Source organism: Halomonas sp. (assembly GCF_029263665.1).
Classification (GTDB): domain Bacteria; phylum Pseudomonadota; class Gammaproteobacteria; order Pseudomonadales; family Halomonadaceae; genus Halomonas.
In genome coordinates this window covers 105,363-125,555 of sequence record NZ_JAJUFQ010000007.1, presented here as the reverse complement: position 1 = coordinate 125,555, position 20,193 = coordinate 105,363, and the positions used below count along the sequence as shown (strand labels likewise).

Annotated in this window: 18 protein-coding genes; 10 read left to right on the top strand and 8 right to left on the bottom strand. The window is 58.3% G+C overall.

The features are described from left to right. Positions 1 to 99 precede the first annotated feature (99 nt). Both Q1K07_RS09730 and Q1K07_RS09725 read left to right on the top strand, forming a co-directional pair. Positions 100 to 624, top strand: a complete 525-nt coding sequence (locus tag Q1K07_RS09730) for a hypothetical protein (protein WP_300310221.1) — start codon at positions 100 to 102, stop codon at positions 622 to 624. 248 nt (positions 625 to 872) lie between these two features. Beyond that, positions 873 to 1,397 (top strand): hypothetical protein, encoded by a 525-nt coding sequence (locus tag Q1K07_RS09725; protein WP_300310219.1) that lies wholly within the window; start codon positions 873 to 875, stop codon positions 1,395 to 1,397. A 152-nt stretch (positions 1,398 to 1,549) separates the two neighbouring features. Here the strand turns inward: Q1K07_RS09725 and Q1K07_RS09720 are convergent, their stop codons facing one another. Continuing rightward, positions 1,550 to 2,575 carry a Fe(3+) ABC transporter substrate-binding protein gene (locus Q1K07_RS09720; RefSeq protein ID WP_300310218.1) on the bottom strand — a complete coding sequence of 342 codons (1,026 nt, stop codon included), beginning with the start codon at positions 2,573 to 2,575 and terminating at the stop codon, positions 1,550 to 1,552. A 183-nt stretch (positions 2,576 to 2,758) separates the two neighbouring features. On the opposite strand from Q1K07_RS09720, the gene Q1K07_RS09715 reads away from it, so the two are divergent. After that, positions 2,759 to 3,904: an ABC transporter ATP-binding protein gene (locus tag Q1K07_RS09715; RefSeq protein WP_300310216.1), complete on the top strand. Its 1,146-nt coding sequence runs from the start codon at positions 2,759 to 2,761 to the stop codon at positions 3,902 to 3,904. Positions 3,905 to 3,990: 86 nt separating this feature from the next. Here Q1K07_RS09715 and Q1K07_RS09710 read toward each other — a convergent pair whose 3' ends face one another. From Q1K07_RS09710 to dctP, 4 genes are all read right to left on the bottom strand, one after another. Beyond that, positions 3,991 to 5,604 (bottom strand): iron ABC transporter permease, encoded by a 1,614-nt coding sequence (locus Q1K07_RS09710; RefSeq protein WP_300310385.1) that lies wholly within the window; start codon positions 5,602 to 5,604, stop codon positions 3,991 to 3,993. Between the two features lie 346 nt (positions 5,605 to 5,950). Continuing rightward, on the bottom strand, positions 5,951 to 7,282 hold the full coding sequence (locus tag Q1K07_RS09705) for a TRAP transporter large permease subunit (protein ID WP_300310214.1): 1,332 nt from the start codon (positions 7,280 to 7,282) through the stop codon (positions 5,951 to 5,953). Next, entirely contained in the window at positions 7,279 to 7,794 is a 516-nt protein-coding gene (locus tag Q1K07_RS09700; RefSeq protein WP_300310212.1) for a TRAP transporter small permease subunit, read from the bottom strand. Before Q1K07_RS09700 ends, Q1K07_RS09705 begins: the two co-directional genes overlap by 4 nt. Before the next feature lie 142 nt (positions 7,795 to 7,936). Beyond that, complete coding sequence (gene dctP, locus Q1K07_RS09695; protein WP_300310209.1) at positions 7,937 to 9,037, bottom strand: TRAP transporter substrate-binding protein DctP; 1,101 nt, start codon at positions 9,035 to 9,037, stop codon at positions 7,937 to 7,939. Positions 9,038 to 9,409: 372 nt separating this feature from the next. Between dctP and Q1K07_RS09690 the strand changes: the two genes are divergently transcribed. The 3 genes from Q1K07_RS09690 (at position 9,410) to rmuC (ending at position 14,787) form a co-directional block, all read left to right on the top strand. Next, positions 9,410 to 11,782: a GNAT family N-acetyltransferase gene (locus Q1K07_RS09690; protein ID WP_300310207.1), complete on the top strand. Its 2,373-nt coding sequence runs from the start codon at positions 9,410 to 9,412 to the stop codon at positions 11,780 to 11,782. 88 nt (positions 11,783 to 11,870) lie between these two features. Continuing rightward, complete coding sequence (locus tag Q1K07_RS09685; protein ID WP_300310205.1) at positions 11,871 to 13,337, top strand: aminoacyl-histidine dipeptidase; 1,467 nt, start codon at positions 11,871 to 11,873, stop codon at positions 13,335 to 13,337. A 4-nt stretch (positions 13,338 to 13,341) separates the two neighbouring features. Beyond that, a complete protein-coding gene (gene rmuC / locus Q1K07_RS09680; RefSeq protein ID WP_300310203.1) occupies positions 13,342 to 14,787 on the top strand; it encodes a DNA recombination protein RmuC in 1,446 nt (481 codons plus the stop codon). A 157-nt stretch (positions 14,788 to 14,944) separates the two neighbouring features. On the opposite strand, the gene Q1K07_RS09675 is transcribed toward rmuC, so the two are convergent. Together Q1K07_RS09675 and Q1K07_RS09670 are read right to left on the bottom strand one after the other, a co-directional pair. Then, entirely contained in the window at positions 14,945 to 15,418 is a 474-nt protein-coding gene (locus tag Q1K07_RS09675; protein WP_300310201.1) for a Dps family protein, read from the bottom strand. Between the two features lie 296 nt (positions 15,419 to 15,714). Further along, positions 15,715 to 16,854 (bottom strand): glycerate kinase, encoded by a 1,140-nt coding sequence (locus tag Q1K07_RS09670; protein WP_300310199.1) that lies wholly within the window; start codon positions 16,852 to 16,854, stop codon positions 15,715 to 15,717. Positions 16,855 to 17,064: 210 nt separating this feature from the next. On the opposite strand from Q1K07_RS09670, the gene Q1K07_RS09665 reads away from it, so the two are divergent. The 4 genes from Q1K07_RS09665 to Q1K07_RS09650 are packed head-to-tail and all read left to right on the top strand — an operon-like array spanning position 17,065 to position 19,749. Beyond that, a complete protein-coding gene (locus Q1K07_RS09665) occupies positions 17,065 to 17,634 on the top strand; it encodes a hypothetical protein (protein WP_300310197.1) in 570 nt (189 codons plus the stop codon). Next, positions 17,634 to 18,014, top strand: coding sequence for a hypothetical protein (locus Q1K07_RS09660; protein WP_300310195.1), 381 nt, complete (start codon positions 17,634 to 17,636; stop codon positions 18,012 to 18,014). Before Q1K07_RS09665 ends, Q1K07_RS09660 begins: the two co-directional genes overlap by 1 nt. Next, the gene (locus tag Q1K07_RS09655) at positions 18,011 to 18,667 is read left to right on the top strand and encodes a DUF1007 family protein (RefSeq protein WP_300310193.1); all 657 of its coding nucleotides are present in this window, start codon (positions 18,011 to 18,013) and stop codon (positions 18,665 to 18,667) included. Before Q1K07_RS09660 ends, Q1K07_RS09655 begins: the two co-directional genes overlap by 4 nt. Continuing rightward, entirely contained in the window at positions 18,664 to 19,749 is a 1,086-nt protein-coding gene (locus Q1K07_RS09650) for a nickel/cobalt transporter (protein ID WP_300310191.1), read from the top strand. The genes Q1K07_RS09655 and Q1K07_RS09650 overlap by 4 nt, the downstream gene beginning before the upstream one ends. On the opposite strand, the gene Q1K07_RS09645 is transcribed toward Q1K07_RS09650, so the two are convergent. Continuing rightward, a complete protein-coding gene (locus tag Q1K07_RS09645; RefSeq protein WP_300310189.1) occupies positions 19,746 to 20,171 on the bottom strand; it encodes an HIT family protein in 426 nt (141 codons plus the stop codon). The two genes, Q1K07_RS09650 and Q1K07_RS09645, sit on opposite strands and share 4 nt — an antisense overlap. Between the last annotated feature and the right edge of the window lie 22 nt (positions 20,172 to 20,193).

Sequence of the window (20,193 nt, the reverse complement as noted above, 5' to 3'; positions counted from 1 at the left end):
GAGCGCGGCGCATGGGAGGCATATCGGCGAGGTGCGATGACGTTGCATGGTAACGTCCCCGGGTCGTGACGGGCACGGCTATCGCATGGAGACAAGGAAATGACGCGGAAAACCCTCACCTGGACGGGACTGGCTGTGGCCAGCGCCCTGAGCCTGTCTGGCTGTGTCACCACTGCTACGCCACAGCATGTGGCGGCGCTGTTCAACTGTGCAGAACTCAAGCAGGCTGTTGCCAGTGCTGACAATGGCTTTGATGACATCAAAGGCCAGTTCAAGGAAACGCGCCTGACACGTAGTTGGAACACCGACGTGCAGGCCTTTCATGACGCCTGCGTGATTACTTCGGCACAGCGTCCAGATCACTATGAATGCTTTGGACGCATCGATATCAAGGATCCTGGAAACGCCCTTGCCATCGCCAGTGAAGAACTGGGGCAATGTCTTGGTAGCGACTGGAAGGCCTCGGTGGGTGCTGGGCGTGCCATGTACCGGAGCCAAGGAACGGATACCGTGGTGACGCTGGAGACTTTCCTCAATGATCGTCATCATCGCGTCGCCACGTTGAGCGTCTTCCAGAAAGAAGTCGATGCCCATGCCTTGCCGAGTGGCCAACAGGATGCCTGATATCACCATGGAATGAGATATCAGGCTGGTGATGAATCCGGCCGTCTTGTATTCCCCTGGACCCGCGCTCTCCGACGCGGGTCTTTTTCTGGGTGTGGCGAAATTACGCTGTCTCAAGCTCTGTGATCGAATAGATAGAGGGATAGGTGACATGGCGCATGCGAGGTATGTCGGCATAATGCTATGGTGTGATCCTGGTTACCTCATCAAGGTCGTGATGGACACGGCTATCGGTCGGAGACAAGGATATGACACGGGGAATCTTTATCAGGGCCAGCCTGGTCATGGCAGGACTGAGCCTGGCGGGATGTGTCACCACCACCACGCCGCAGCAGGCGGCTGACCTTTTCGATTGTGCGGCGCTCAACCAGGCCGTTGCCAGCGCGGCGAATGGCTTCAAGGATATCAAGGGCCGTTTTACCGACACTCGTCTGACACGCAGTTGGGAGACCGATGTCCAGGCCTTTCACAATGCCTGTGTGATTACTTCGGCGCAGCGCCCTGATCATTACGTATGCTTCGGTAGGCTGCAGGTCGAAGATCCGCGCGGTGCCTTGGCGGCGGGAAGCGAAGCGCTGGGACAGTGTCTCGGTAGCGAGTGGACGGGAACGCCTGGGGATGACCGGGTAGTGTTCTCTCGTGCAGATACCGATGCGGTGGTGACACTGGAAACCTTTATCAATGACCGAGGCCGCCGCATGGGCGCATTGAGCGTTTTCCAGCGGGCCGCCGATGCCATGCCGCTGGCCGATGAGGAAAAGAGAGCGCAATAGGCACTGATTGACGCTCACCATGAACAGCGCCCACGCCATTTGGCGTGGGCGCTGTTGCATTGGAGCGTCGTTGTATATGGGAAATACTCAAGTAGCGTTCTGGGAGTAACGGTTGTTTCCGTTATAACGTCAGGCGTCAGGCGTCAGTGCCATCAACGCCATCCGACGCGGTCGAAGATCTTCACGGCTTCGGGATTGTTGGCGCCCAGTACGCTGACATTGACGTCGTCTTTCTTGAACTCGCCCCAGGAGGCCAGTGTTTCATTGATTGGCAGGCCTTCTACCACCGGGAATTCATAGTTGCCCTGGGCAAACAGTTCCTGAGCTTCATCGGAGGCCAGAAATTCGAGGAACTTGATGGCATTGTCGTGGTTGGGTGCGCCTTCCACCAGTCCGGCACCACCGACGTTGACATGAACGCCACGGTCACCTTCACCCTGGTTCGGGAACAGGATCTTGACCTTCTCGGCGGCTTCCTTCTCGCTGGCATCATCAGAATTCAGCATGCGCACGTAGTAGTAGTGGTTACTGACGGCCACGTCGCACTCGCCAGCGGCCACGGCCTTGATCTGGTCGCGGTCGCCGCCTTCAGGCGGGCGGCCCATGTTGTCTACCACGCCCTGAGCCCATTTCTCGGCACCTTCTGCGCCATCGTGCTCGATCATGGAGGCCAGCAGCGACTGGTTATAGACATTGTTGGAGGAGCGGATGCAGACCTTGCCCTTGAGATCTGGATCGGCCAAGGACTCGTAAGTGGAAATCTGTTCGGGATCGATGGTGTCCGGGTTGTAGAAGAATACCCGCACGCGCTGGCTGAAACCGAACCACTTGCCTTCGGGGTGGCGCATGTTTTCTGGCAAACGTTCGTTGAGTATGGGGGAATCGACGGATGCAAATACGCCATCCTCTTCCGCGCGCCACAGGCGTGCAGCATCCACTGTCATCATGATGTCTGCCGGGCTGGCTTCCCCTTCCCGCTCGATGCGCTGGATCAGTTGATCGGAATCGCCCTCAAGGACATTGACTTCGATGCCGGTTTCCTTGGTGAAGGCATCGTAGAGAGCCTGGTCAGAGTCGTAATGCCGGGCAGAGTAGATGTTCACGCTACCTTCGGCATAGGCAAGACTGGCTGCACTCGATAGAGCAATGGCCACCGCAAGGCGGGAAATGTGGAACATGCGTACCACCTCCAGAAGAGATCGTTATTTTGCTAAATGAAAATCAATGTAATTCCGCGTTACTATTCATAGCCTGTCGCCGAGGCGGCGTCAATCGCGCTAGCATGGGAGCTTCTTGCTCACGACCTCAGCGGTCATGAATACACTTTCTTCGCGTTCCACAAGTAAATGGTGGCCACAATCATGATAATAACCACGCTGGAGGCAACCTCGACGATTGCCGATGTGCTGGATGATGAGCCAAGCGATCAGAGCGCTTCTCCATTGCTGGAAGTTCATGGTGTCCGACATCGATACACCCAGGGGAGCGCTGGCAGCGTGGCCGTGGATGATGTGTCCTTTGTGATGCACCAAGGTGAGGTGTTGTGCTTGCTGGGGCCTTCGGGTTGTGGAAAGACCACATTGCTGAGGGTGGTGGCGGGGCTTGAGGAGTTGCAGCAGGGAGAGCTGCGTTTCAATGGCCAGACGTTGGCCGCACAGGGAATGCCTCATGTTCCCCCGGAAAGGCGCAGTGTCGGCCTGGCGTTCCAGGAATCAGCCTTGTTCCCCCACTTGAGCGTGCTGGACAATGTCACCTTTGGGCTCAAGTCACTACCTCCAAAGCAGCGCCGCATGCGTGCCATGCAGCTACTTGATCAACTTGGCATGGCGGCCTATGCCGATGCCTTTCCCCACACCTTGTCCGGTGGACAGCAGCAGCGTGTTGCTCTGGCACGGGCCCTGGCACCTTCCCCGCAGTTGATGCTGCTGGATGAGCCGTTCTCCAGCCTGGATGCACGGTTGCGTGACCGCATTCGCGACGACACCTTGCATGTGCTCAAGCAAGTTGGCGCCGGCACCTTGCTGGTAACGCATGATCCGGAAGAGGCCATGTTCATGGCCGATCGCATCGTGCTGATGCGCGATGGGCGAATTGTGCAGGTCGGTACTCCTCTGGAACTATACTGCCATCCCCAGGATCCCTTTGTGGTGACCTTCTTTGGCGAGGTCAATCATCTGGAAGGCGTCGTGGAAAATGGCTTCGTGCATACTGCAGTAGGACCTGTAGCCACGAAACTGGCAGAGGGCAGTCGTGTACAGGTACTGGTGCGTCCTGAAGCTCTGCGAGTCGTGGAGATCAAGAGCGATGTACCTCATGACCATCACAGCCATGTGTTGATAGCGCGTCTGTTGGGTCGCTCCAGTCTGCTGCATATCTGTGTCCATGGCATCGATGGCCAGGAAGCACACTTGCACGCTCGTATGCCGGGAGTGTTCCTGCCCGAAGAAGGCCAGGCCGTTCAAGTCAGCCTGGATCCCTCTCAGGCGTTTGTCTTTCCTGCCGACTAGAAATGCAGATTAATCTGCACCTCTCCTGGTCTATGTTCTCTGGGAGCATGTTCTCCAGGACCAAGCCCTCTGGAGTCATGCAACGCTCAGGACTTTTGCTGTCCTGGGCGTGACTTGCGCATGGCCACACTCAACAGAATCACCGGGATGATCCCTACCGCGACGATGGCCAGAGAGGCCGTGGATGCTTCAGCCAGGCGCTCGTCGGCTGCCAGGTTGTGGGCGCGTACCGCCAGAGTGTCGAAGTTGAATGGGCGCAGGATGATGGTGGCAGGCAACTCCTTCATCACATCGACGAATACCAGGATCGCTGCTGCCAGCAGGCTGCCGCGCATGATGGGGGTATGGATCTTGCGCAGTGTGCCGGTGGCCGTTTCGCCCAGCGTGCGTGCAGCGGCATCCATCGATGGTGTGACTTTCTCCAGGCTGGCTTCCACTGCATTGAAGGATACGGCAAGGAAGCGCACGACATAGGCATAGATCAAGATGAATGCAGTGCCACTGAAGAGCAGCCCGAACACTTCGCCGGTGTAGCCCTTGTACAACTGGTTGAGGTGATTGTCGATCCAGGCAAAGGGAATCAGGATACCGACGGCTACCACGGAACCGGGGATGGCGTAACCCAGCGCCGCAATGCGGGTAGCGGTGCGTGTCAACTGGCCAGGCATCAGGCGAGCGCCATAGCTCAGGATGACGGCCATGCCTACGGCCACTGCCGCAGCAATCAGTGCCAGCATCAGGCTGTTGCCGGCGTATTCGAGGAAGGCACCACCGAGCACGCTGTCACCTTTGCTTAGCGCCATTTCTGCGAGCAACAGGCAGGGAGCGACGAAGCCGATCAACACCGGCAATGTGCAGGCAAGGCTGGCACCAAAAGCGCGAATTCCCGTCAGACGATACTCGGGCAACTGCTGATAGCGATGGGAGGTGTGATGGTAGCGACGCTTGCCCCGGGACCAGCGCTCGAGCAATACCAGCAGGATGACAAAGGCCAGCAGGCAGGCCGCCAACTGAGCGGCTGCAACCTGTTCGCCGAGTCCGAACCAGGTGCGATAGATGCCAGTGGTGAAGGTATCAACGCCGAAATATTGCATGGCGCCAAACTCATTCAGCGTCTCCATCAGCGCCAGGGAAACCCCGCCGACCAACGCGGGGCGAGCCAAGGGAACGGCAACTTGGGTGAACATCTGCCAGGGCCCTCGCCCGAGAGAACGCCCGACATCCAGCATGCATACCGATTGTTCGAGAAAGGCAGCACGAGCCAGCATATAGACATAGGGGTAGAGCACCAGAGTGACCAGGATGGCAGCACTGGGTAACGAGCGGATATCTGGAAACCAGTAATCTCCCCTAGACCAGCCAAAGGCTTCGCGCAGTGCGCTTTGCAGTGGCCCTGAGTACTGCAGGAAATCGGTATAGGCATAAGCAATGACATAGGTCGGCACTGCCAGTGGCAGCAGCATGGCCCATTCAAACAGGCGCTTGCCCGGAAAGCGGCACATGACGACCAGCCAGGCCGTCCCCGTGCCGATCACCAGAGTGCCAAACCCCACACCGAGCACCAGCAGCAGGGTGTTGGTCAGATAGCGAGGAAGTACCGTAGCGGCCAGGTGACTCCAGATATCGCCTGCAGGAACCAGGATATGCCCCAGAATCACCAGTACAGGCAGGGCGACCACAGCCGCAACCGCAAAGGTCAGCCATGTCCAGGTGGAGAATGAACGACGCAGGCGAGCCGAAGGCGCAGAAACCGGGTGAGTGGACAACAGGCGAACTCCAGAAAGGCATCAGCGCATGATAATCACCAGAGCCTGTAAAGCCTAGAGCCGCACCTGTCGGCAGGGCCCTAGGCTCTGTGCGAAAAGTGTCTGCGCTTGTTCATGCTGCGTTGAGCTGGAGCGAAGCGGAGGCAACAGCCGAAGGGCGAGCGAAGCGAGTCAGTCGATCTCAAAATGCTCATTTACCCCCGTAAACTCCGCTTTTTCGATCAATTCCGCCTTGCCTGATCATCGCTCGTCGACTTTTCGCACAAAGCCTTGACTTGAATCAACCGTATCCCAGCAATATGGCGGGTAGTCCGGTAATCAGCCAGGGGAACAAGGCCATCAGTATGCAGGCCAGCATGATCAGGATGCAGAAGGGAATTACCGCCTTGTACAGGTCGAGTGTCTGCACCTCAGGTGGTGCCACTCCCTTGAGATAGAACAGGGCATAGCCGAAAGGTGGCGTGAGGAAGGAAGTCTGCAATACCACCGCCACCATCACCACAAACCACAGCATGTCGACGCCCATGGTCTGGACGATCGGCAACATGATCGGAAAGCTCAGCAAGACGATCCCGGTCCAGTCGAGGAACATGCCCAGCACGAAGACCAGCAGGAACATCAGGATCAACGCCCCTGTGGTACCACCAGGCATGGCCAGTACCAGTTCACTGATCACATCCATGCCACCGCCGATGGAAAAGACACCGGTGAAGGCGGTTGCACCGACCAGGACAAACATCACCATGGTGGTGGTCTTGCCGGCCTCGATGAAGGTTCTGTAGCAGGTGGACAGTTTACGATCGCCAAAGATCAGGAACAGGATGAACGCCAGAGTCACGCCGATGGCGGAAGCCTCGGTGGCCGTTGCGATGCCGGTGAACAGCGCACCCAGTACCCCCAGGATCAAGCTCATTGGCGGCAGGACATATTTTCCCATCATCAGCCACATCTGGCCGCGACTGATCTGAGCGCGTTCGGCAATGGCGACCGGAGGACCATAGCTGGGCTTGATCATGCACACTGCCAGCACAAAAAGCGCGTACAGGGCACCCAGCAACAGGCCGGGAATCAGTGCACCTGCAAACAGGGCGCCTACGGATACCGGGGAATAGCTGGCCATCAGGATCAGCATGATACTTGGCGGGATCAGGATGCCGAGACAACCACTGGCCATGATCACTCCCGCAGACAGGCCCTTGTGGTAGCCGTACTTGAGCATCGGCGCCAGGGCAATCAACCCCATCACGGCAATGGAGGCTCCGACGATGCCGGTGGTGGCCGCCAGCAGGACGGAGACAATGACCACGGTCAACGCAAGGCCGCCCCGCACTTGGCCCAGCAATAATCGCATGCTCTCGAACATCTTCTCGGTGACGCCCGAGTCATTGAGAAAGCGTGCCATCAGAATGAACAGTGGAATGGCAACCAGGACATAGTTGTCCATGGCGCGGCCATAGATGTTGTTGATGATGATGCCGAGCACTTGGGGACCAGGGCCGAACCAGGCCCCGAGGACGGCAGTTCCTCCGAGAACGAAGGCCAGAGGATGTCCCATGAACAGACCCACCATCAGCCCGCCGAACATGAATATAGTGAGCATTTCTGGACTCATCGGACATCTCCCTCTGCCGGTGTGCCACGCAGTTCATTGATGGCACGTATCACGATGGCGATGGCCTGGAGCAGAATCAGCACTGCCGCAATGACCAGGACAGCTTTCACCGGGTAGACCGGAATGGAAACGATGCCATAGGTGGATTCAGAACGACTCCAGGAGCGTTCGAAGAACTTCCAGCTATAGGCAAGGAACATCACGATGAATGGTGTAAAGAAGATCAGATAACCGAGGATATCGATCCATGCACGCCCACGCCGTGACAGCAGGCGCTTGAGAACGTCCACTTCCACGTGGGCGTGATGACGCAGTCCATAGGCGGCCAGCAGCATGAAGTGGGTGCCGAACAGCATGGTGGTGACGTCGAAGGCCCAGTCGCTGGGTCGGCCTATGAAGAAGCGGCTGGCTATGTCATAGACCACCACCATGGTGATGACTGCGATCAATGGCGCGATCAGGCGACCGAACCATTCGTTCAGGCAGTCGATGGCCTTGGCAATATTGTTCATGAGGGGAGGTCCTGTGAAGTCAGCATCTGCCTGGATGGCCTCAAAAGATGAGGAGTCTCAGATGGGTGGCCGACGGACTGGCAGGCAGTGCCATCGGCCATCACCGAGCAATAAACCATGGGCCATGACGGTGGCCTGTAGGCTACTTGTTCATGCAGGCTTCAATGTCTTCCAGTGACGGTAGATTGTCGGTCACTCGGCTCATGTTGTAAGGCACCGAGATGTCGCGCCATTGTGCGTAGTCCTGCAGATAGCTGATCATCGAATGATAGATCTTGGCATGCATGGGGTCTTCGCAGGCACCTTGCACAATCACCTCGTTGGTGATGTCCTGAATCTTGGCCAGGTCATCCTCGGACAGCTGATGGATGGTGGTGCCGTCTGCGAGGAACTTGGCCGTGCCATTGGTGGACTCTTTCTCGGACCAGGCCAGTGACCAGGCCATGGTTGCCTGGGCGGCGATCTTCAGCTTTTCCTGGGTTTCCTCTGACAGGGCGTCCCAGGCCTCCTTGTTGATCATCACCCCGAACACACTGGCGGACTGGTGCCAGCCGGGTGTCATCCAGTAGTCGGCAACCTCGGAGAACCCGGCCTTGTAATCGACACCGGGTGTGGAGAACTCTGCGCCATCGACGACACCGCGCTCGATGGCCTGATAGATCTCGCCACCGGCCAAGGTGACCTGGGAACCGCCAAGTTGCTCCAGCACACGTCCCTGATCACGACCGGACAGTCGCAGGCGCTTGCCCTTGAGGTCTGCCAGACTTTCGATGGGTGTGCCGCCACGGAACCCTGACTCATTGTTGGTGATGCCGTAGGGCAGATAGACCATGTTGAACTGGCCGTAGACTTCCTGGTAGAGATCGAAACCTCCCCATTGGTTGATCCAGTTCAGGTAGTCGACGCCATTGAACAGGCTGGTAGTGGTCGCCAGTGGCGAGAATGCTGGGCTGCGACCAGCCCAGTAGCCGGGCCAGTCACCGGAAGCCTGGATGCTGCCGCTTTCGGTAGCATCGAAGACCTCGGTACCTGGCATCAGGGTGCCTCCGGCATAGAATTCGATCTGGACCTCGTCGCCGGCAAGTTGATTGACCAGCTCGGCCCAGTGACGGTCGATCTGGATCAGGTCCAGGTTATCCGGCCAGGTGGTGGTCATGGTCCACTTTTCCTGGGCGATTGCGTGGCTGGAAAGGGTGGCCAGGGCGATGCCCGCAGCCAGACCCGTCAAGGTAAACTTGTTCATTGTTTGTTGTGCTCCCCTTGTCCTTGTCTTGTACAAGTGATGATTTGTTATTCGTACTGGGTTCTGCACTGATGATATGGCGCAGGGCCTCGGGTTTCCGGAATGTGGTTCGACCATTGATGATGGTGCCAAGGTGTCCGGACCGTTTGGCTTGCAACATCAAGCTAGCACGGGGCGAGAATTCTGTTCGATGCTCCCTTGGTGGCTGATGCGATTGAGATGAATCTCCTCGAGAGTGGCTGGTGTGGAGGAAAAGATGTCGATATATCAGATAAATGAGGGTTTTTGTCGTTATCTTTGCTGTATCGGTGCTGTTATTTCAGCGTTTAAACACTCGCTTAAATTAGACCAAAGTTGATTAACGGGATCCCTATGTCGCAGTGTTCTTCGTCATTTGAAATCAACAGGCTGGAGTCCTGGCGACATAGCCTTTCCGAACGACGCTGGCGAGGTCTTGTATGGGTCACGGGGGCTGCCGGTGAAGCGGATGCATGTTTGGCAGGGGTCAGGGGTTGGTGGTTGCAGGGCAATTGGCAGGCGCCGTTGTGGGTAGGAGGAGATCCCGCCAGCTCAAGTGAGCCTATTGACCCTCGCTCAAGTCGATCTATTGCCCCCCGCTCAAGTCTGTTTATTGAACCCCGCTCAAGGCTGTCTCCGGCCAAGGCGCGGACCCGGCTGGGAAGCGAGCATGACCTGGTCGTGATTGATGCGCTGTCGCCGGGGCATGGGCTGGATCCTGATGCGTTGGGAGCGCTTGCGGGAACTCTGGTCGCGGGAGGGGTTCTGGTATTGCTCACACCAGATGATGGTGGTGCCAGGCCGGATGCGGACTATGCGCGTCTGGCGGCATATCCATGGACACCGGAACAGATGACCAGCCGCTATCTGCGGCGCTTTCACTCGCGGTTGGCGGAGCTGGCCCAGCAGTTGCCCGGAATTGCCTGCTGGCGCTCGGGGCAGTCGCTGAAATGTCAGGATGTCCCCGCTGGCAGTGTCACGCAGTCCGAGCCTGTGCAGGATGAGGAGTGCCTGACTCTGGATCAGGCACAGGCGGTCGACAACCTGACTCGGCTCAAGCGTCGTCGTCCTTTCGTTCTGACCGCCGATCGTGGACGAGGCAAGTCTTCCGCATTGGGAATTGCCTGTGCACGTCTGCTGGAAAAGGCTGCTGCCAGGCATGAGGAGCTGGATATCGTACTGACGGCTCCACGACTGGATGCGGTAGCCCCTGTGTTTGAACGTCTGGCTGCACTGTGTCCCCAGGGGGAGCGTAGCGCCAACGCGTTCGAGGCAACGGGTGGCAGCGTACGCTTCATGGCGCCCGATGCGTTATCCGCCATGGTGTCTGGGATCGACAAGTCTTTCGACCGGCAAGAGAGCAGCACTGGCAGGCATTCTCACGGCGGCATGAAGACTCAGCATCGCTTGCTGCTGGTGGACGAAGCGGCGGCGATTCCTGCTGCCTTGCTGGCTGAGTGGCTGCTGGCTTTCCCCCGCATCGCCTTTGCTACCACGGAGCATGGCTATGAAGGTTCCGGGAGGGGCTTTGCTCTGCGCTTTCGACGGCGTCTCGATGAGCTGACGCCGCAATGGCGCAGCTTGCATCTGAAAACACCAGTACGCTGGGCTCAGGGAGACCCTCTGGAAATTGTCACGTCACGTCTGTTGCTACTGGATGCGGAACCGGGGGATATCACTGGCGATGATGCAGTCTCCCAGCCAGGCCGATTGCCCATATGTCTGTTCGATTCCGATCAACTGGTGACTAATGAAGTGGCCCTGGCCAGATTGTTCGGTTTGTTGGTTCAGGCCCACTATCGCACCACGCCAGCAGATCTCCGTGCATTGCTTGATGCCCCTGGTGGTCACTTGATGCTGCTGGGGGAGCCCAGCACCCCTGCCGGAGTCATCGTCAGTCTGGATGAAGGCGGCTTCGAGGCTGAGCTGGCCGAGGCCGTGGCGCGTGGTGAACGGCGTCCACGGGGACATCTCCTGGCCCAGTCCTTGGCCGTGCATGCAGGTGAAAGAGAAGCGCTCACTGCACGTGTCAGGCGAATCAGCCGTATCGCCGTGCATCCCGAGATGCGCAGGCAAGGAGGTGGAAGCCGGTTGTTGGAAGCGGCCCGGAAGCAGGCTGAACATGATGGCATTGACCTGTTGGGGGCCAGTTTCGGAGCTGATCCAGAGTTGTTGTCCTTCTGGCTCAACCAGGGCTACCGCATTGTGCGACTGGGGCTGACGCGCGAGGCAGCCACCGGTGAGCATGCCGTCATGGTGGTTCATCCATGCTCCGAGCATGGATACATGCTGAGCGAGCGTCTTGCCCGGCGATTCCAGTGCCAGTTGCCAGGATTGCTGGCGTTTGAACTGCGTACTCTCTCTCCTGCCTTGGTGGCGATATTGTTGGAGGCTGTCGCGGGAGAGCGAGAGGCAGGAGAGCCGCAGGCTTGTATCAGCGCAATCCAACGGCAGGATCTGAACGATGTGGTGGCAGGCGGCCGTGAACCGGCACTGGCACGTCCGGCTATCCAGAACCTGGTAATGACGGCGGCGGGCGCAGGTTGCCTGACAACGGTCGATGCTCAATGGCTGGCGGCCTGGGCTTTCCAGGGACGTGATGAGGCAGCCTTGGCACATGCGCTGTCACTGACAGGCAGGGCTCAGGTCAAGCAATGGCGGCGTAGCACAGTGGCAGCGCTGCTGGACGGGCTTGATAGTCTTTCCAAGCGGTATCAGCAAGGGTAGAGTGCCTTCAAACTTGGGGAAAATTCTTTAAATTGCATCTCCCTATTCTGAATCAGGTCAATATCTTCAGGTCAATATTAAAGGCGCTATGAACGCACATCTTGAAAGTCTGTCTCCGGCCATTCTGTGGCGCCACTTCCGCACACTGTGTAATACACCTCGTCCTTCTGGCCATGAAGCGGCGCTGTTGGCCAAGCTGGAGCAGTGGGCGGAAGAGCGGGGCCTGGATCATGATCGCGATGCCTACGGTAACCTGCGTATCTGTAAACCGGCGAGTCCTGGGTTTGAGCAGGCTCCTGGTGTGATTCTCCAGGGCCATCTGGATATGGTGGCGCAGGCCAATGCCAATTCCTCCCATGATTTCACTCAGGATCCTATCGACACAGAGATCCGTGATGGCTGGCTGAAGGCGCGTCATACCACCTTGGGTGCCGATAATGGCATCGGTGTAGCGGCGGCCCTGGCGGCCCTTGAAGACGAGGGTATTGTGCATGGTCCGCTGGAGGCGCTGTTCACCCTGGAAGAGGAAAGCTCCATGGGCGGGGCGTTGAACCTGGCTGAGGGATGGCTGGAAGGCAAGTTGTTGCTCAACCTCGATTCCGAGGATCGTGGTCAAGTGTATATCGGCTGTGCGGGTGGTGCTGACGTCAATGTAGAGGCGCAATTACCTCAGGAGCCACTAGCGGAGGATGAAGTGGCCATGACGCTGGCCCTGACCGGCCTGCGCGGTGGTCATTCCGGCATCGATATTCACAAGGGACTGGGGAATGCCAACCGCCTGCTGGTTCGGGTGCTACGTGCCTTGGATGCCTGCGGCGCCCGCCTGGCAAGTTACCACGGTGGTACGCTACGCAATGCACTGCCCCGGGAAGCTTTTGCCACCATCGTATTGCCCCGGGACGAGATTGATGCAGCCAGGTCACGGGTGGCAGCGCTGGAAGCGGATATTCAGGCGGAGCTGTCAGGGATCGATGATGCACTCTCCCTGAGCCTGAAGATTGCCGATGAGACACCCGAAAATGCTCTCGCGCGTCAGGCCAGCCGTCTGCTGATCGCTGCGCTGCATGCGGCGCCTTGTGGTGTCGAGCGCATGAGTGTCGAAGTTCCGGATGTGGTCGAAACGTCCAACAACCTTGGTGTGGTGCAACTTGCCGACGGTCGTTTCCATTTGTGTGCTCTGGTGCGCTCTCTGCGCGACAGCGCCACTGCCGATATAGCGGAGCGCTTTCGGGCTCTGTTCGAACTGATTGGCGCTCATACTCGGGTAGAGAATGGCTATCCCGGCTGGACACCTCAACCTGATAGCGCATTGCTCCAGCGTTTTTGTGAGTTGCATCGCACTCGGCTTGGCTGTGAACCTGAGGTCAAGGTCATTCACGCGGGGCTCGAATGCGGCATTCTGGGCGGAAAGTACCCCCATCTGGAAATGATTTCCTTCGGGCCGTTGATTCGCGGTGCTCACTCCCCTGACGAGCGTGTCGAGATCGCTTCAGTGGCAGAATTCTATGGCTTGCTCAAGGCGTTGATCACCGATCTGGCACGGAGTCCGGTTTGAAGTGATGGGTATCGTCGATCCCTCGGGGCCTCTCCTGTCCATCCTGCTATCGCTGTTAGGGGGTGTCTCGGTGTTGGCCGGCGTGGGGGCGCTGGCCTGGTGGCAGGGGCGCAAGCATTTGTTCAAGGCCCGACAACAGGCTGAAATGCTGCAGGCTCGCCTGCAGGAGCGTGATGAGAAGACTCGTCAGCTCGAGCAGGAGCTGGCTGCCAGCGATGTCCAGTTGGATGCTTGCCGCGAGCAGCTGCAAAGCCTGCAGGATGCTCTCGACGAGACTCGCCTGCGTCATACCGAAGCCAGGGAGCGCAATGTGCGCCTGGAGGCGGAGCGTGAGCAGTTGAAGGAACATCACCGTGAACGCCTGGCATTGCTGGAAGAATCCCGGGAGCGACTCAAGAACGAATTCCAGCAACTCGCCGGACGTATCTTCGAGGAACGTCAGCAGACCTTTCAGGCTCAGAGTCGTGAGGGGCTGGAAGCACTGCTCCGGCCATTTCGCGAGCAGGTGGATCAATTTCGCCGCAGGGTCGAGGAATTGACAGGCCAGCATAGCCGCGAAAGCATCTCGCTCAAGACCCAGATCGAACAACTGGCAGGCCTCAATGCCCGTCTTGGTGAAGAGGCGGCGGGTTTGGCTCGAGCGCTCAAGGGGGATCAGAAAACCCAGGGGGGCTGGGGTGAACTGATGTTGGAAACGGTGCTGGAACGCAGTGGATTGCGCCCCGACATCGAATATCGACGTGAGGTCTCTCTCAGTGGAGAGCAGGGCCGACAGCGCCCGGACGCAGTGATCTACCTGCCTCAAGAGCGTCACCTGATCGTCGACGCGAAGGTTTCATTGAGTGCTTGGACGCGAGTCGTGAATGCGGAGGACGACAGTGAGCGGGAAACAGCCATGAGCGCTCACTTGCAGTCCCTGCGCAGCCATATCCGTGGTCTTGCCGCCAAAGACTATCCTGCCTTGCCTGGACTCAACTCGCCCGATTTCGTGTTTCTGTTCGTACCGATAGAGCCGGCATTTGCCGCGGCCTTCGAGCGTGATCCCTCGTTATTCCAGGAAGCCTTTGAACGCCAGGTGGTGGTGGTGACACCCACCACCCTGCTGGCCAGCCTGCGTACCGTGGCTGGACTATGGAGCATGGAACGCCAGAATGACAATGCACGCTTGATCGTGGCGCGGGCTGAACGCTTGCTGGCCAAGTTCTCTGGCTTTGCAGAAAGTCTGGAAGATGTCGGCAAGCACCTCGAACGCGCCCGGGATAGCCATCATCAGGCCATCAATCGTCTGTCCAGGGGGCAGGGCAGCCTGGTGGCTCAGGCCGTTGAGCTTGAGCGTCTGGGGGCACGCATGAAGAAACCGCTGCCGGCGACATTGCGGCGTGCGGCGGAAGCCGATGCGCTGGCGCCTGGAAAAAGTTCCGATGAACCGCCTGATGACAGCACGCCCTGAGACCATGAAATGAACAAGCCCACCGGTCGAGGTGGGCTTGGTACTTTTAGGCTCGGTGCTTTTAGACCTGGTGCTTTTAGACCTGGTGCTTTTAGACCTAGTACATGGACTAGTACTTCGATCCAGATCTCGTGCTAGAGCCGATGTGTGTCGGGTATCAGCCGAGATAGGCGCCCAGCATCCACACGGTCTTTTCCTGTTCGCGAATATAGTCGCTGATCTGAGAAGCGGTGCCCTCGTCATCGGCATCGGAAGCCACGGAGAGGATTTCGCGCTGGAATTCGATCAGGGTCTGGAAACCAGACAGGACGCCTCGCACACAGGCTTCACCATCATGCACGTCCTTGTCTTCCTTGATACGCGACAAGGTGGTGTAGTCGCTGTAGGCATGTACCGGTTTGTGGCCCAGGGTCAGGATACGTTCGGCCACTTCATCGACCTTGGCTAATAGGTCGGTGTAGAACTCTTCGAACTTCTCGTGCAGTTCGAAGAAGTTGGGGCCCTTCACGTTCCAGTGATAGCCACGCACGTTCATGTAGAAAATCTGATAGTTGGCCAGCAGCTCATTAAGCTTGGCGGCCAGATCGCTGGCGCTGCCCTGATGTAGACCGATAGCGTTAGTGTCGCTCATGCATTGCCTCCTTGATCATGTTCTGCGGTTGAGTCTATCTGTGATACTGACGACAGAAAAGCCAATTCCGTGTATCGCAACCATAGCTGGATTGCATGACATTTGCTTGCGACATTTGGCAGCACCTCTGGGCCGTCAGCGCGCGACCGGTTGTGCATATGAACAATATCAAACTGCCGCCATGGGTAACCTGTTCGCACAGCCTATGTTTTCATAGTGCAGATTTTCATAGTGCAGGTTTTCAGGGTTCTGGCTTTCTCGATCCTGACTTGTACGAGGCCTGACTTGTACGAGCTTCAGTGGCGACACGTGGCGTAGATGGTCCGCACGAGATTCTCGGTGCGGTCACTCAGCAACTCTGCGCAACGAGACAGGGCCTCATCCAGGTCCATGGGGCCATCGGCCAAGGCAAAGGCAGCGCTGACGCCTTCCTGCAAGGCAGCCTGCCAGCCTGGAGCCATGCGCCCTGCCAGCACAATGACAGGGATATGTCTGGCACTGGCCGCGCGCGATACCCCGATGGGAGTCTTGCCGGACAGACTCTGGCCATCGAGCTGGCCTTCTCCGGTGATGACCAGATCTGCCTTGGCTAGGCGTTGTTCCATGTTCGCCTGCTCCATGATCATCTCGATGCCAGGCCGTAGACGCCCACGCAAGAAGGTCGCAACAGCGAAGCCCATGCCGCCAGCGGCACCGGTGCCGGGCTGTTCGCGATGGTCTTCATTCAGTAACTGGCTGGCATGATCGGCAAAGTGACACAGAGCGGCATCCAGGCGTGCCACATCTGCTGGGCTGGCACCTTTCTGAGGGCCGAAGATGGCGCTTGCTCCGCGCTCTCCCAGCAGAGGATTGTCCACGTCCACGGCGGCCTCTACTTCGATATCGGCCAGTCGGGGATCAAGCTCCGACAGATCCAAGTGGGCGAGCTGTTCCAGAGCAGCGCCACCGGGGGGCAAGGGCTTGCCTTGAGCATCAAGCAGACGCGCGCCCAAGGCCACCAGCATTCCGGCTCCTCCATCATTGGTGGCACTGCCACCAAGAGTGACCAGCAGACGCTGAGCGCCACTGTCCAGTGCCGCGCGGATGAGTTCCCCTACTCCATGGGTGGTGCTGTGCAGGGCAGTGCGCTCTTCTCGTGTCAAAGCCTGCAGTCCACTGGCTTCAGCAAGTTCGACATAGGCAGTGCGAGATTCGGGGTGCCAGCCCCAGGCGGCCTCACAAGAACGTCCTAAGGCATCCTGAACGGTTGCGATACGTCGTTCAGCACCAGTAGAGGCAAGCAGTGCATCCAGGCTACCTTCACCGCCGTCCGCCAGCGGACATTCGTCGATACCGATGGCAGGGTCGACGCGCCTGGCGCCTTCTGCGATGGCTCGGGCAGCATCTCGGGCAGACAGGGCATCCTTGTAGCTATCGGGGCAGATAAGCAGGTTCATAAGGCGACTCGCTCTTAGCGTTGTTCTCTTTACTTGTGTTCTCTGTGCCTAGGCCAGGCATCATATGGAGACTACTTTATGGAAAATATTTCCATATGTATATCTCATCTATTTGCGACGAGTGTCATCTGCCCGTTGATGCGTTTCCCGATGGCGTGGGACAGCGTAGACTCTGGGGAAGTATTTCATAGCCGCTCCATGGAGGTCGTGATGCGCTTGCCCAAATTTTTCCCACTGGCATCGCTGGCGGCCGTCGCCTTGGCTGGTTGCCAGGCAACCCCGACGAGCCTGCCGATGGCCGAGCCGGACCCCGCTGCAGAATGCCATTGGAGCATCATTCCTGGATCACTGGATCTCAACGACGTGGCCACTGCACTTGAGAAGCGAGACTTTCTGATCCGTGACACTGACACGGATCTGGGGGTGGTCTATGCCGAGCATGCTGAGCGTGCCATCTACCACAATGCTGATGCGATTCGGCCTCGGGTCGGGATTGGGATCGGGGTAGGGCGCGGTGTCAGCGTGGGCAGCGGCGTCGGAGTGGGCTTCGGTGGCTGGGGTTGGGGGATGGATGATGCTACGCGCATAGAGCGTGTATCCGTGGCGCTCAGCGATAGTGAGGTCCGCGTCAGTCGAGATATCCGCCTGTTCGACTGGAATGGTGATCTGCGTGAGTTCCGCAGCGCATCCGATGCGAACTTCTGTGTCGCCCTGCGTCAGGACATGACACCCATGAACAGCTCCGGGAGCAGTATGGACAACACTGGGGAGGCGCCGTAATGAGGTGGATGAGAAGGCTGGCGTTGTCCGGGCTGTTGTTGGTCTCATTGGTGGGGTGTGCGACAACGTCGGCACCACAGGAGCCACCGCGAGAAATGCACACTCCAGCGACACCGCAGGCGGCGTTGCACGAGAGTCTCGCTTTGATGATGGAGCGGGGTTATGTGATTACCCAGGCCGATGGGAACCTGGGTCGCATTGATGCTGCTCTGGGACGCTATCCCGGTTATCGGGTTGAAATACGTGTCACGCAGGATTCTGGCGGCGGCAGCCGTATTGCCATACAAGCCCTGGGGGGGGGTAGGGCCTTGCCGAGCAATGTGGTTGAGCCCCTGTTCATCGACCTGCAGTCACGCCTGGGTAGGGAGCATCCGCGGTGAGAAGCATTCTGAACATGCTGATCGTGATGGTCCTGTCATTGGCAGCACCCGTTGTGGTGGAAGCCCACCCTCATAGCTGGATTGACCTGTCGGTACGTCTTGAGGTGGATGACAAAGGGCGTCTGCAAGCACTCGAGCAGGCCTGGCGGCTGGATCCTTTCTACAGTCTGGTGCTGCTTGAGGATCTGGCTGCAGAGCCTGATGGCATGAATGTCGCGCTCGATCGACTTCGCGGCGACATGCTGCGGACCCTGGCTCCCCAAGGTTTTTTCACGGAAGCGGAGGTGGATGGTCAGGCGCTGTCTTTCAAGGGAGTGACCGAGGCAACGGTCATGAATAGCAATGACCGCATTGTGCTGCATTTCCGCTTGCCATTGCGCAAACCCATCACGCTTGCCGGCCATCGACTCAGTTATCGGGTCTATGACCCGACTTATTATATTGAGGTGGTTCACGAGGCCGAGGATGACGGCTCGACGCCGTTGCCGAATGCTCTGGTGGTGCCGGACAGGCTGAATTGCGAGCATGAGATCGTCAAGGCCAACCCTGATCCAGAGAAAGTTGCCGAAGCATCGCGCCTTGATATCGATGAGACAGGAGACCCCCGGCTGGGTCGGTTCTTTGCTGAAACTGGACGGGTGGACTGCAGATGAAGGCGATGGCCAAGACGCGCAGTACGGAAAGCCGTGCTGGAATACGTTGGGCAGGGATGTTTCTGTTGCTCGCGGCGATAGTACTGGGTGGCTTGCTGTTCTGGGGTGTGGCATCCGGTGTTATGGACGACGTCAGTCATTGGATCTATCGCGTTCAGGGAGATCTCCACCGCCAGATGACTGAGGCAGTGAGCCTGGTCAATCGTAGTCCTTCGCCCCAGGCATGGATGACGCTGCTGGGTTTGAGCTTGTTCTACGGTATTTTCCATGCTGCTGGGCCTGGTCATGGCAAGGCGGTGCTGTCCACTTACCTGCTATCGCAGCGGCAAGGGACGGGAAGCTGGCGCAAGGCACTGGGACTATCCTTTGCTGCAGCGATAGTTCAGGGCGTGGTAGCCATTGCCATCGTGCTGGTACTGGTTAATGTACTTGGCTGGCTGACACGTGAGGCGCTGGGCAGTGTCATCCGGGTAGAACAGCTCAGCTTTGTGCTGGTGGCCTTGCTGGGAGCGTGGCTGTGCCTGCGAGCGATACGCGACCTCATCCGTCTACGGCGGAGTGCAACTGAAGTACCTGCAGGTCATGTGCACGACCACCATTTCCATCAAGACCATTCCCATCAAGATCATGCTCATCAACATCATGATCATGCCTGCTGTGGTGGACATCATCACCTGTCTCCAGAGGATCTTGCCGACTCCGGGCAGAAAAGGACTGTCTGGCTGACCGTGTTGGCCATCGGTGCCAGGCCATGCAGCGGCGCCGTTCTGTTGATGGGAGTGACGACCCTGCTGGGACAGCCGTTGATGGGGATAGCTGCGGTGATGGTCATGGCGCTGGGGACTGCCGTCACCGTCTCGACGCTGGGACTGCTCAGTGTCCTGGCGCGTGGCTGGGCAGAGCAACGCCTGGCCAGCCACCGCCATTGGTCTGTGGAATGGATCATGCCTCTGGTGGCTTTGACCGGGGGCGTGGTGATCTGTGTGCTCGGTGTGTCGCTATTGCTTCACGCCGAGCAAGGAGCAGGCAGCCTGCCGTTACTGGTGGCTCCGAGAGGTGGGAGTGGGCTGATCGGAGGCTAGTCTCCCAGGGTAAGATCATCGACCAGTGCCAGAAGCTCTTCGCTGATCTGCTCCAGACGGGCATCGTCGTAAACCTCTGCCTGTCCCTGCCCCCATACTGGGCCAGGCCAGGCGGGGTCGTCCTGGTGACGCAGTATCACATGGAGATGCAATTGCGCCACCATATTGCCAAGGGTAGCGATGTTGATCTTGTCTCCCTGGTATTGCTGTTTCAGTGCCTGACCGAGTTGGGTAGCTTCACGCCACATCTGCTGCTGGTCGCGTTCGGACAGCTCGAAGACCTCGCTGATGGCAGGACGACGAGGGATCAGAATCAGCCATGGGTAACGGGCATCATCCATCAACCTGAGTTCGCACAAGGGCAGGTGGGTGATGAGATGGCTGTCAGCCGCAAGACGGGGGTGCAGGGAAAAGTGGTTCATGACAGGGGGTCTCAGTTCGCTG

Bases quoted from the DNA above. Each gene is read 5' to 3' on its own strand.
- Q1K07_RS09730 (WP_300310221.1), top strand. From the start codon at position 100: ATGACGCGGAAAACCCTCACCTGGACGGGACTGGCTGTGGCCAGCGCC.
- Q1K07_RS09725 (WP_300310219.1), top strand. From the start codon at position 873: ATGACACGGGGAATCTTTATCAGGGCCAGCCTGGTCATGGCAGGACTG.
- Q1K07_RS09720 (WP_300310218.1), bottom strand. From the start codon at position 2,575: ATGTTCCACATTTCCCGCCTTGCGGTGGCCATTGCTCTATCGAGTGCA.
- Q1K07_RS09715 (WP_300310216.1), top strand. From the start codon at position 2,759: ATGATAATAACCACGCTGGAGGCAACCTCGACGATTGCCGATGTGCTG.
- Q1K07_RS09705 (WP_300310214.1), bottom strand. From the start codon at position 7,282: ATGAGTCCAGAAATGCTCACTATATTCATGTTCGGCGGGCTGATGGTG.
- Q1K07_RS09700 (WP_300310212.1), bottom strand. From the start codon at position 7,794: ATGAACAATATTGCCAAGGCCATCGACTGCCTGAACGAATGGTTCGGT.
- dctP (WP_300310209.1), bottom strand. From the start codon at position 9,037: ATGAACAAGTTTACCTTGACGGGTCTGGCTGCGGGCATCGCCCTGGCC.
- Q1K07_RS09690 (WP_300310207.1), top strand. From the start codon at position 9,410: ATGTCGCAGTGTTCTTCGTCATTTGAAATCAACAGGCTGGAGTCCTGG.
- Q1K07_RS09685 (WP_300310205.1), top strand. From the start codon at position 11,871: ATGAACGCACATCTTGAAAGTCTGTCTCCGGCCATTCTGTGGCGCCAC.
- rmuC (WP_300310203.1), top strand. From the start codon at position 13,342: ATGGGTATCGTCGATCCCTCGGGGCCTCTCCTGTCCATCCTGCTATCG.
- Q1K07_RS09675 (WP_300310201.1), bottom strand. From the start codon at position 15,418: ATGAGCGACACTAACGCTATCGGTCTACATCAGGGCAGCGCCAGCGAT.
- Q1K07_RS09670 (WP_300310199.1), bottom strand. From the start codon at position 16,854: ATGAACCTGCTTATCTGCCCCGATAGCTACAAGGATGCCCTGTCTGCC.
- Q1K07_RS09665 (WP_300310197.1), top strand. From the start codon at position 17,065: ATGCGCTTGCCCAAATTTTTCCCACTGGCATCGCTGGCGGCCGTCGCC.
- Q1K07_RS09660 (WP_300310195.1), top strand. From the start codon at position 17,634: ATGAGGTGGATGAGAAGGCTGGCGTTGTCCGGGCTGTTGTTGGTCTCA.
- Q1K07_RS09650 (WP_300310191.1), top strand. From the start codon at position 18,664: ATGAAGGCGATGGCCAAGACGCGCAGTACGGAAAGCCGTGCTGGAATA.
- Q1K07_RS09645 (WP_300310189.1), bottom strand. From the start codon at position 20,171: ATGAACCACTTTTCCCTGCACCCCCGTCTTGCGGCTGACAGCCATCTC.